The organism is Rhizobium sp. SVR5-2C (assembly GCF_056755115.1).
Genome location: NZ_JBNDHT010000188.1, coordinates 1 through 10,193 on the forward strand (window position 1 = coordinate 1; position 10,193 = coordinate 10,193).

Genomic DNA, 10,193 nt, shown 5'->3' on the forward strand with positions numbered 1-10,193 from the left:
TAACAATGTTGCGCCCTGAAGGTTCCGCGCCCAAGGACGCAGTTTGGTCTCCACGAATGACACGCTGGTGCGATGTGGAATGGGAGTCGCGGCGGACCCTGAAGCGGGTGGCGAATGGCGCGTCTATCGCACGCGCTCAAGAAGCTGATTGCATCGAAAAGGTCGCCAGCCAAGCATAGACGACAGCGGACGAAAGTTCGGCTTGGTTGCAACGCCCTTGGGCGAAATACAGGCAGCCTAGGGGCGTACCAGCTCTCAACTCCGTTGATTTGGTACGCTCGGCACAGGCATTCCTAATGGCTTTCGTAACAATCTTTCAATAGCGCCGTCGGCCCAACCGTGCGCGATGAAACATTCAGCCTTCGTGCCTGCCTGGCTGCTACTCTGCGGCCATATAATCAGCGAGAAAGAACTTGCTTGTCCACAACTGATGATGCGCCTGACTGAGAAGATCGTGCCCCATCGGGTGGTGTAGGTCCTGAGGTTTAGGTGGCCATCAGTGTTTTCCATTTAGGGTCGGGTTGTTCAAGACCAACCTGATGGAAAGACCACCGATGACCGACGATATGATGAACGTGCGTTCGCTTGTTGAGAAGAGCGCCGATGCTGCGGGAGATGATGGGCTTTGCGGCCGAGCGGTTGATGGAGCTGGAGGTCGGCGGCGCGACGGGTGCTGGTTTCGGCGAGAAGAACCCACTGCGGCTCGCCCAGCGCAATGGCTATCGTGATCGGGACTGGGAGACGCGGGCCGGAACCGTGGAGTTGCGCATTCCCAGGCTGCGCAAGGGCAGCTATTTCCCAAGTTTTCTCGAGCCGCGTCGCATGGCAGAAAAAGCCCTGACGGCCGTCATTCAGGAAGCCTATATCCAGGGCATCTCGACACGCTCGGTCGATGACCTGGTCAAAGCCATGGGCATGAGCGGCATCTCCAAGAGCCAGGTCAGCCGCCTGTGCGAGGAGATCGACGTCAAGGTGAAGGCGTTTCTGGATCGTCCCCATCGAGGGCGATTGGCCATACCTGTGGGTCGATGCCACCTACCTGAAGGTCCGCCGTGGCGGTCGTATCGTCTCCGTCGCCGTTATCATTGCCGTCGGCGTCAACAGCGATGGGCGGCGCGAGGTTTTGGGTATGGAAGTCGGCACGTCCGAAGCCGAGCCGATCTGGACGGAGTTCCTGCGCAGGCTCACGCGCCGAGGTCTGCGCGGTGTGAAGCTCGTCGTTTCCGATGCCCATGAGGGCCTCAAAGCTGTCGTCACCAAGGTGCTCAACGCCACTTGGCAAAGATGCCGGGTTCACTTCATGAGGAATGTCCTGGCACATGCGGGCAAGAGCGGCAGGCGCGTCGTCTCCGCCTTCATTGCCACGGCCTTTGCTCAGGAGACCTCCCAGACAGCAAGCGCTCAATGGCGCAGCGTCGCTGATCAGATCAGGCCGAAAGTTCCAAAACTCGCTACCATCATGGACGACGCCGAAGAAGATGTGCTCGCCTACATGACCTTCCCGAAAGAGCATCGGGCCAAGCTGCATTCGACCAACCCAATCGAACGTCTAAATGGCGAGATCAAGCGACGCACTGAGGTCGTCGGCATCTTTCCCAACGACGAGGCCATCATTCGCCTCGTCGGCGCATTGCTGCTCGAACAGAACGATGAATGGGCGGTGCAACGGTCCCGCTACATGACGCTGGAAACAATCGCTCAGATGAGCGATGATCCACAAATCAGCCTGCCTGCTGTGGCGCGCTGATATCGCGCCGGCTCTTTGTCGGAAAGCACGGCTCTCTGCCGGAAGCTCACCACTCCCCGAGACACGATCCCTGAGAAGAAGGCTTCATGGCTGACTCGCATAGATTCTGTCGACATGAAGTGGTTGATAAAGGTCAACGTGTGATCGCCATCATTGATTGCGCCCCAGGCGGAGCCACGCACACGCATACAGCCGTTGCCGCGGCGCCGAAATCGCGACGACGGCCGTGCGGCAAGCGACAATGCGCCGTCAGCTCGGGAGTGCCCCTGATCGCTTCGCTACCCACGTTGCGACAAAGTCCATCAGGGCGGGGGAAAGGCAATCATATGGCTCAAGGCCAAGCGCCCTCAGCCGGGCGCGAATGCCGTCCATACGTGACGGCTCGACGCCGGACTCGATCACTGAGGAGACGAAGGCGGCGAAACCGGGCGGTGCCCAGCCGGACTCCTGGAAACGCTCTGGGTGTACGAAGTCGAGCCCCTTGAAAGCGTGATCGCGTTCAACCGGTCCGTACATGTGCACACCGCATTCCTTGCAGGCATGCCGCCGAATGAGCGCATCGGGGTCGATGATCGTCAGCTTGTCTCCGTTCTCCAGCACGGTCACATTCTCATGTGGTGTAACCGCCACGATGGAAAAGGCCACGCCCTTTGGCTTCCAGCACTTGGTGCAGCCACAGACGTGATTGTGTGCGACCTGTCCCTTAATGGCGACCTTTACCGGTCGGTCAACGCAGGCGCAGACCAGCGTGCCGCCGCTGAAATTGCTATCGGCCGGCGTGACGCCGCTGTCGATTGCCGGATGGATCGATATTTCCATTGCCATGGTATGTTCTCCCCTGTTTTTGCAGCCTTGGCTGCGGTTTGAAATCTCCGGCCGGCCTCGGCAGCGGGCTAGTATACGATGACGCTACGGATGCTCTTGCCCTCGTGCATGAGGTCGAAACCTGTGTTGATCTCGTCGAGCGAAAGCGTGTGGGTAATCATCGGGTCGATTTCGATCTTGCCAGCCATGTACCAGTCGACAATTTTCGGTACGTCGGTGCGACCTCTCGCTCCGCCGAAAGCGGTGCCCTTCCAGACCCGGCCGGTGACCAGCTGGAACGGCCGTGTCGCGATTTCCTGACCAGCGCCTGCGACCCCGATAATGATCGATTCTCCCCAGCCGCGATGGGCCGCCTCGAGGGCCTGGCGCATAACCTTCACGTTGCCCGTGCAATCGAAGGTGTAATCGGCGCCGCCGATCTGATCGGCCCCGCGCTTCGTCATGTTGACAAGGTGGGCCACGACATCGCCGTCAACCTCGGTCGGGTTGACGAAATGGGTCATGCCGAAGCGCTCGCCCCATTCTTTCTTGTCGTTATTGATGTCGACACCGATGATCATGTCGGCGCCGGCAAGGCGGAGGCCCTGGATGACGTTCAAACCGATACCTCCCAGCCCGAACACGACCGCCGTCGCGCCTTCTTCGACCTTGGCGGTGTTCAGGACAGCGCCGATACCGGTCGTCACGCCGCAGCCGATGTAGCAGATCTTGTCGAAGGGGGCATCCGGATTGACCTTGGCGACTGCGATCTCCGGCAGCACGGTGAAATTTGAGAACGTCGAGCAACCCATGTAATGGAAGAGCTTCTTGCCGTCGGCTGAGAAACGGCTGGTACCATCAGGCATCAGTCCCTGGCCCTGAGTGGCCCGGATCGCGGTGCACAGATTCGTCTTGCGCGACAGGCACGAAGGGCATTGCCGGCATTCCGGGGTATAGAGCGGGATGACATGGTCACCCTTCCTGACGCTCGTCACCCGCTTGCCGACATCGACCACAACGCCCGCGCCCTCATGGCCCAGGATGGCGGGAAAGATGCCTTCCGGGTCAGCGCCGGAGAGGGTGAATTCATCAGTATGGCAAATGCCGGTCGCCTTCACTTCGACCAGCACCTCGCTCTCGCGCGGGCCCTCCAGATCGACCTCCATGATATCGAGGGGCTTGCCGGCTCCAACGGCAACAGCAGCGCGGGTTTTCATCTTCGTCTCCTCCCCTGAAAGCCTTGCATTTTGGCGATCTGCCGATTGTAGCTCCGCTACTGGGTGATCGGCCTGTCGTTCTCGTCGAGCAGCGGCACATTGTATTCGAGCAGGATTTTGTTGATCGCCGCCTGATTGTCGCTGATGAACCGGTTGAGCGTCCGCTTCCATTCCTGGTCGGAGGGGCGCACTCCCATGGTGATCCGGTAGGTCATTCGCGAACCACTCGTTTCTTTCACGAGCGGAACGACGGCGAGGTCGGCACCGGACTCCTTGGCATAGTAGCCGGCCATCGGTCCCCACGCGACCGCGGCGTCGATCACGCCGTCGAGCAGATCCTTGATCATCACTTCGGCCATGGAGGGTGCGACGCGGGTATCCACCACAAGCGGGTATATCTTGGCTTTTCCCATGAGCTTCGCCGCCGCCATGTTGGTGCTTGGCGGCGTACGCTGCACGACCCCGATCTTCTTGTCGGCCAGTTTCGGATCCTCGATGGTTTCAACGCCGTCGAGTTCGCCGCTTTTTTTGTAGATCAGGACATAGGTCGATCGATAGTAGGCGTTGGTGTTTTGCACCAGCTCGTCACCCTGAGGATAGCCGATGATGATGTCACAACGATTGGCCCGCAATGTATTGCGCACAAAACCGATGACCATCGGAAACCAGGTATAGGAGACCGATTTTCGTCCGAGTTTTTCGGCCACAAGCTTGGCGATCTTGTTTTCGAAGCCTTCGCCGCTTTCGTCGCTGAACGGCATGTTGGATGGGTCCGCGCAGACTCTCAGCACGTCCGGATCGACCAGTTCCCCCGCTGCACCAAGCCCGGCTCCTTGCGCCAGCGCTCCCCCGGGGACGAGTGCGAGCAGCAGCGCCAGCGGCGCGATCTGCTCGAGGCGGTGGGACAAGCGTGTCGCCATGTTTCAGCTCCCCATGCACGAGGCCTCGTGCTCTTTCGCGGCCTGGGGTTTGTCGGCTTTCTGAGGCGGTCGGCCTCGCGGCGCCGCTTCGACGGCGCGGGCGCGCAGATAGACGTAAATGTCGTCCAGGTAGCAATAAACGTTCTTGTTGTCGCCAAAGGCAGGCATCACATTTTCCTTGCCGGCGGTCATATTCTTGCGTCCTTCCGCGACGATCGAAATGAAGGTCGCGTAGTCGATGTTCTTCATGGTCTGGGCGAGCGCCGGCGCATAGGAGGAACCCATGCCATCAGGCCCGTGACAGGTATGGCAATCGGCGTGATAGCGGCGATATCCGCTGAATGTGTACCAATCGACGACGCCGTTCTCGATCTTGAAGGTGGGATTGCCATCGGCATCAAAATATTTTCCGTCTTCCTCCGTCGCGACGGCCGCCTTTTCCTTGCTGTCTTGCGCCTGTGCGACGCCGATCACCAACGGCAGAAACGGGGCAAGTGCGCGAACAATGAAATGCAATGACATTCATAAACCTCTTGCTCCGAACGCCATTGCCCACCTGCATTCCCGGTTGGACGAGGCGCTTGATGTTATGATCTGGTGGAAACCGAGAGCCCGGCAGTCTTGCGCTGTGTCGGGCTCTCGCATCGTTATGCTTCGGCGGCTGTGCTAACCGGTCGCCGGCATCATTGATCCGGAAGGCCGAATACCGTTAGCTGTCCACCCAATGTGGTGTAGTCAGCCAATGCGGCATAGCCACCGACTGCACCCAATCCTGCCGTGGAGATGCTTTTGCTTTCGTCAGTCGGGGCCTTTTCTCCGGCCACCGCCGTCTGCCAAGCCGCAGCACCCTCCGCCCCTAGAAGGCCACCGGCGAGACCGATACCGGCCCAGCCGCCGACACCCGACAGAACGGCTACATATTGCTTTCCGTCATGTTCGAAGGTGTTGATGTTGCCGATGATGCCGGAGGGGGTCTTGAACTTGTAAAGTTCGTTTCCTTGCGTATCCACCGCCTTGATGTAGCCTTCAAGCGTGCCGTAGAAGATGACGTCACCGTCGGTGGCAAGCGCGCCCGACCATACCGAGAACTGCTCAGGCTTGGACCAGACGATCTCACCCTTGGCCGCGTCCCAGGCGATGAAATTACCCATGCCGCCGTGGCTGCGGGGCGTGGGATACATGGTCACCGTCGCGCCCACATAGGCCTGACCGGCAGTATAGCCCACCCGGTATGGCTCATAATCCATGCAGACATGATTGGTCGGCACATAGAACAGCTTGGTTTTTGGCGAATAGGTTGCCGGTTGCTGATCCTTGGTTCCAAGTGCTGCAGGGCAGACACCCGTGGTGTTGACATCCTCGCCGTTGAATTCAGTCGAGTACTTGTCGACGACCTGGGGGCGGCCATACTCCTTGCTGTTTGGATCCATCACGACTTCGGTCGCCCAGTTCACCGTCGGATCGTACTTCTTGGCAACCAGGAGTTCGCCCGTCGCGCGGTCCAGGGTGTAGGCAAAGCCGTTACGGTCGAAATGGACCAGCACATCTCTCGGTTGCCCGTTGATTTGCAGGCCGTCGACAAGAATCATTTCGTTGACGCCGTCATAATCCCATTCGTCATGCGGCGTCATCTGATAAGCCCATTTGGCCATGCCGGTGTCGGCATCACGCGCGAAGAGCGTCATAGACCAGCGATTGTCGCCGGGTCTCTGGTTCGGGTTCCAGGTCGAAGGATTGCCGGTGCCGTAGTAGATCAGATTGAGCTTGGGATCATAGGAGTACCATCCCCACGTGGTTCCGCCTCCGGTCTTCCACTGCTCGCCTTCCCAGGTGTTCATCCCGGAATCCTTGCCTACCGGCTTACCGAGATGCGTTGTCTTCTCCGGGTCTATCAGCGTTTCGGAATCGGGGCCCGTCGAATAGGCCCGCCAAGCGAGCTTCCCGTCGCTCAGATTATAGGCCGTTAGGTGACCGCGGACGCCGTATTCGGCACCGGATACGCCGACGATGACTTTGTCCTTGACCACCATTGGTGCAGACGTTCCGGATTCAGAAAGGCTTCCGTCAATCTTTTCCCCGTTCTGAGCCTGCCATGCGACCTTGCCGGTCTTGGCGTCGAGTGCCGTCACCATCGTATCGGCCTGATACAGGATAATCTTGCCGTCACCATAGGCGACACCGCGGTTGACCGTGTCGCAGCACATGATCGAAATGACTTTCGGATCCTGCTTCGGCTCGTATTTCCAAAGAATCCTGCCGTCGTTTTTGAGATCGAGCGCATAGACCGGATTCGGATATGGTCCGTGCACGTACATTATGTCGCCGATGACGAGCGGGCCGCCTTCGTGGCCGCGCAAAACGCCGGTCGAGAAGGTCCACTTGACCTCGAGATCCTTGGCGTTGTCCTTGTTGATCTGGCTCAGCTTCGAATAGCGGGTGTTCGCATAATCGCCTGTCGGCATGGCCCAGTTTTTGGAATCCGAGGCCAGTTTCTGCAAATCGTCATTGGCCCACGCTCCTGTGAGCGAAGCACATGCCAACAACGCTGCGGCAAACGGAATGCGACCTATCCTCGTGAGTTCACGCATGAAATCCTCCCAGAATTCACGATCAGGAATCGATTGCCACGCGCACAGGGACTTGCCCAGCGTGACGGGGGTATTTCCGACAGCGTGTCACGGTCAGAGCCAGATGCGTACAGAGGGCACCATGTCTACCCACCTCGCTTGGCCTGCGAAAGACTGTCACCACTCCCTACTTCAGTGAAGCCATTTTGAAGCCGGAAACAGTTGATAGACTATGTCATAAAAAAGCAACACGCAAGCGAAAACAATATTTTTTCAATGTTACGGCTAAATATGTGCACTGCGAAAAGCCGCGTCTCGGGACATTCACCTTCGAAAGTAAAAGCGGACATCTTTACTTAGATATTCTATCGCGCCCGCCCTCGGAATCCCCGGTAACATGATAATCCTTTGACGTTTTCTGATTATATCATTACATGTAAATTTCCGGATTGGCGTGAGTTGGCGATTGAAATTTTCCCGGTTGCATCAGTGATGCAACCGGGCTCCGCCGCGTAAGCGCACGTTCAAGGAAATCCGTCGTTGCTACCCGAGCTGGCAAATGTGAAGAACGACAGTGGCAAGATTGATGGGATGTTCAGGAATGCCCCTTTTTCTCGCCGCGGCGTTGATCGGTATGCCTCCGGTGCAAGCCGCCGATGACTATCCGACGTCAGCGATTGCCGATTATGTGCTCGGCTGCATGAAAGCCAACGGTGAAACGCGCGACATGCTCGAGCGCTGCTCGTGCTCGATCGACGTGATCGCGTCAATCATCCCTTACGACGACTATGTCGCTGCGGAGACGTTCAGGCGAATGGCGCAAACGACCGGCGAAGCAAGCGGGCTCTTTCGGGAAAGCGCGTCGGCCAAGGCAGCCAGCTCGGAGCTAAGACGCGCCCAAGCCGAGGCCGACATCCGATGCTTCTGACCAGGGTTTGGCTGGATAGGTCGACACGAAGGTCGCTGTAGCACTTCGAATTCCGGTATGGTTTTGTCCTTAAATCGGACCGATTTAAGCAAGCTTGCAGCAAGATCTCTACACCAATGCTGGGAGCTTTAGCGGCATTTAAACAGCGTCCGGAAATCTCTGCTGGAACGACCGCAGGAGCTCGCCCGTGGCATCGGCTGTGCGAGACCGTCGCTCCAATTCCACCTGGAATATGCCGACAACATGCGCCGGCTGCGGTGAAAGCACAATGATGCGATCTGACAGCATCAATGCCTCGCGCAGATTGTGGGTCACCATAAGAGCTGTTGTCGGCCGCGCCGACCAGACCGACAACAGCAGATGGCGAAGCTTTTGGGCAGTGGGTTCATCAAGTGATACGAAAGGCTCGTCGAGAAAAAGCACCGTCGGCTCCGTCGCAAAGGCCCGCGCCAGGGCAGCCCGTCGCGCAAGCCCGAGGGACAGTTCCGAAGGATAGAGGGAAAGCATTGGAGAAAGGCCCAACTTCTCGAACAACCAGGCGAGATCGCGATTCCTCTGTGCCTTTGGCAAGGTCAGCCTGACATTCTGCTCCAATGTCCGCCAAGGCAGCAGTGTGGGCTCCTGAAACACAGCAGCGATGCGGCTGTTTTCGCCCTCCGGGAGTTGGAACGATCCCGTAAAATCCTTGTCGAGGCCGAGCAGTATGCGAAGTGTGGTTGTCTTGCCGCAGCCCGAAGGCCCGAAAAGACAGGCGAATTCACCCCGGCGGACCTCAAAGGAAAGATCCCTGAGCGCCGTCAGGGCGACGTCTTGAGCGGAACGGAATCTCTTTTCGGCGATGTCGACCCTAAGCGGGACGTCGGCGCCAAAGGGTCGCATGTCGTTCAAAGGGTTGCACCAGAAGGAGTTCAACAAGCAGCATGACCGCTACGAAAGCGAGGGTGTAGGCCAGGATGGCGGCAACATCGAAGAGCTGGAAATAGAGGTAAATCTGGAAGCCCACTCCATTCGAGCGGCCAAGGAGTTCCACGACCAGAACGATCTTCCAGATCAGCGCGATGCCGGAGCGAGCTGCAGCCGCAAAATAGGGCTGCAATTGCGGAAGCAGGATATGCCTGACGCGATCGAGCGGGCCGACGCGATAGACGCTCGCCATCTCGCCATACCGTGGATCCAGGGCGCGTGCCCCCTCGCGCATCATCACCACGACGTTCGGTATTTTGTTGACCGCAACAGCGCCGATTGCAGCGGCCTCATTGAGACCGAACCAGATATAGGCAAGCACGATGATAACGAGCGCCGGTATGTTTAGGAACAGGATCAGCCAGGAATTGAAGAACTGATCGGCGCGTCGATTGCTCCCAAGAAGAACACCGACGATGGAGCCGATCATCATCGCAAGGAAGAAAGCCGCGGCAACGCGGGCAAGCGTCGCGCCGAGATGATAGAAGAGCTCGCCGCTTGCCGCCTCCCTGACGAGCACTCCCCAGACCTCCGCCGGTGGCGGAAAGGCTCGGCTCGGCCACAAATCGGCAGCGAGGTTCCAGAGCAGCACGAGCCCCACCAAAGAGAGCAATGTCGTCAGCCACGGCCCAATGAACGCGGGCAACCTCATGTGATGCAGTGGCGCCTTCCGTCTCATTGAAGGCACGTTTTCAGTAATCACTTCGTCAACTCCGCCCAGAACGTGCCAGTTGCCATCTCGGGCGCCGTTCCGACCAGCTTCGTGCCGCCGATCTCTGCCAGAACCTTGTAAAGCTTCGCTGCGTCGGCTTCTTCGTCAGATACCGGTCGCCGAGGGATTCCTTCGCGATATCGGTTGCGCAATTTCTTAAGCTCCTGCCCCTCCGCCCGCACGAGCGGTGCGAGCCGCAGCCACTCCTCATCGGAAGAGGCCAGGAGATCCTTGGCTTGCGCAGATGCTTTCACCAAGCCCATCGCAGCACCGGGATTTTCAAGCGCCCATTTCTCGCTAAAGACGTAACCGAGCGCCGAAACGGGTCCAGACGC

At 58.5% G+C, this 10,193-nt stretch carries 8 protein-coding genes and 2 pseudogenes; 2 read left to right on the forward strand and 8 right to left on the reverse strand.

What is annotated here, in order from left to right; translation table 11 throughout:
• Positions 1–554 precede the first annotated feature (554 nt).
• Positions 555–1,747, forward strand: a pseudogene (locus ACPYOI_RS32540) (IS256 family transposase).
• A 249-nt stretch (positions 1,748–1,996) separates the two neighbouring features.
• Here ACPYOI_RS32540 and gfa read toward each other — a convergent pair.
• The 5 genes from gfa to ACPYOI_RS32565 form a co-directional block, all read right to left on the reverse strand.
• On the reverse strand, positions 1,997–2,566 hold the full coding sequence (gene gfa, locus ACPYOI_RS32545) for an S-(hydroxymethyl)glutathione synthase (RefSeq protein ID WP_481415858.1): 570 nt from the start codon (positions 2,564–2,566) through the stop codon (positions 1,997–1,999).
• Positions 2,567–2,640: 74 nt separating this feature from the next.
• On the reverse strand, positions 2,641–3,768 hold the full coding sequence (locus tag ACPYOI_RS32550; protein WP_481415845.1) for an S-(hydroxymethyl)glutathione dehydrogenase/class III alcohol dehydrogenase: 1,128 nt from the start codon (positions 3,766–3,768) through the stop codon (positions 2,641–2,643).
• 56 nt (positions 3,769–3,824) lie between these two features.
• The gene (locus ACPYOI_RS32555; RefSeq protein WP_481423919.1) at positions 3,825–4,688 is read right to left on the reverse strand and encodes a substrate-binding domain-containing protein; all 864 of its coding nucleotides are present in this window, start codon (positions 4,686–4,688) and stop codon (positions 3,825–3,827) included.
• Between the two features lie 3 nt (positions 4,689–4,691).
• A complete protein-coding gene (locus ACPYOI_RS32560) occupies positions 4,692–5,210 on the reverse strand; it encodes a c-type cytochrome, methanol metabolism-related (RefSeq protein WP_481415847.1) in 519 nt (172 codons plus the stop codon).
• Positions 5,211–5,371: 161 nt separating this feature from the next.
• Entirely contained in the window at positions 5,372–7,276 is a 1,905-nt protein-coding gene (locus tag ACPYOI_RS32565; protein ID WP_481415848.1) for a methanol/ethanol family PQQ-dependent dehydrogenase, read from the reverse strand.
• Between the two features lie 580 nt (positions 7,277–7,856).
• Between ACPYOI_RS32565 and ACPYOI_RS32570 the strand changes: the two genes are divergently transcribed.
• Positions 7,857–8,183 (forward strand): hypothetical protein, encoded by a 327-nt coding sequence (locus ACPYOI_RS32570; protein WP_481415849.1) that lies wholly within the window; start codon positions 7,857–7,859, stop codon positions 8,181–8,183.
• A gap of 138 nt (positions 8,184–8,321) precedes the next feature.
• On the opposite strand, the gene ACPYOI_RS32575 is transcribed toward ACPYOI_RS32570, so the two are convergent.
• From ACPYOI_RS32575 to ACPYOI_RS32585, 3 genes and pseudogenes are all read right to left on the reverse strand, one after another.
• Entirely contained in the window at positions 8,322–9,062 is a 741-nt protein-coding gene (locus ACPYOI_RS32575; RefSeq protein WP_481415859.1) for an ABC transporter ATP-binding protein, read from the reverse strand.
• Entirely contained in the window at positions 9,031–9,798 is a 768-nt protein-coding gene (locus tag ACPYOI_RS32580; RefSeq protein WP_481415850.1) for an ABC transporter permease, read from the reverse strand. Before ACPYOI_RS32580 ends, ACPYOI_RS32575 begins: the two co-directional genes overlap by 32 nt.
• A 47-nt stretch (positions 9,799–9,845) precedes the next feature.
• Positions 9,846–10,193: pseudogene (locus tag ACPYOI_RS32585) on the reverse strand (ABC transporter substrate-binding protein); the annotation flags it as partial.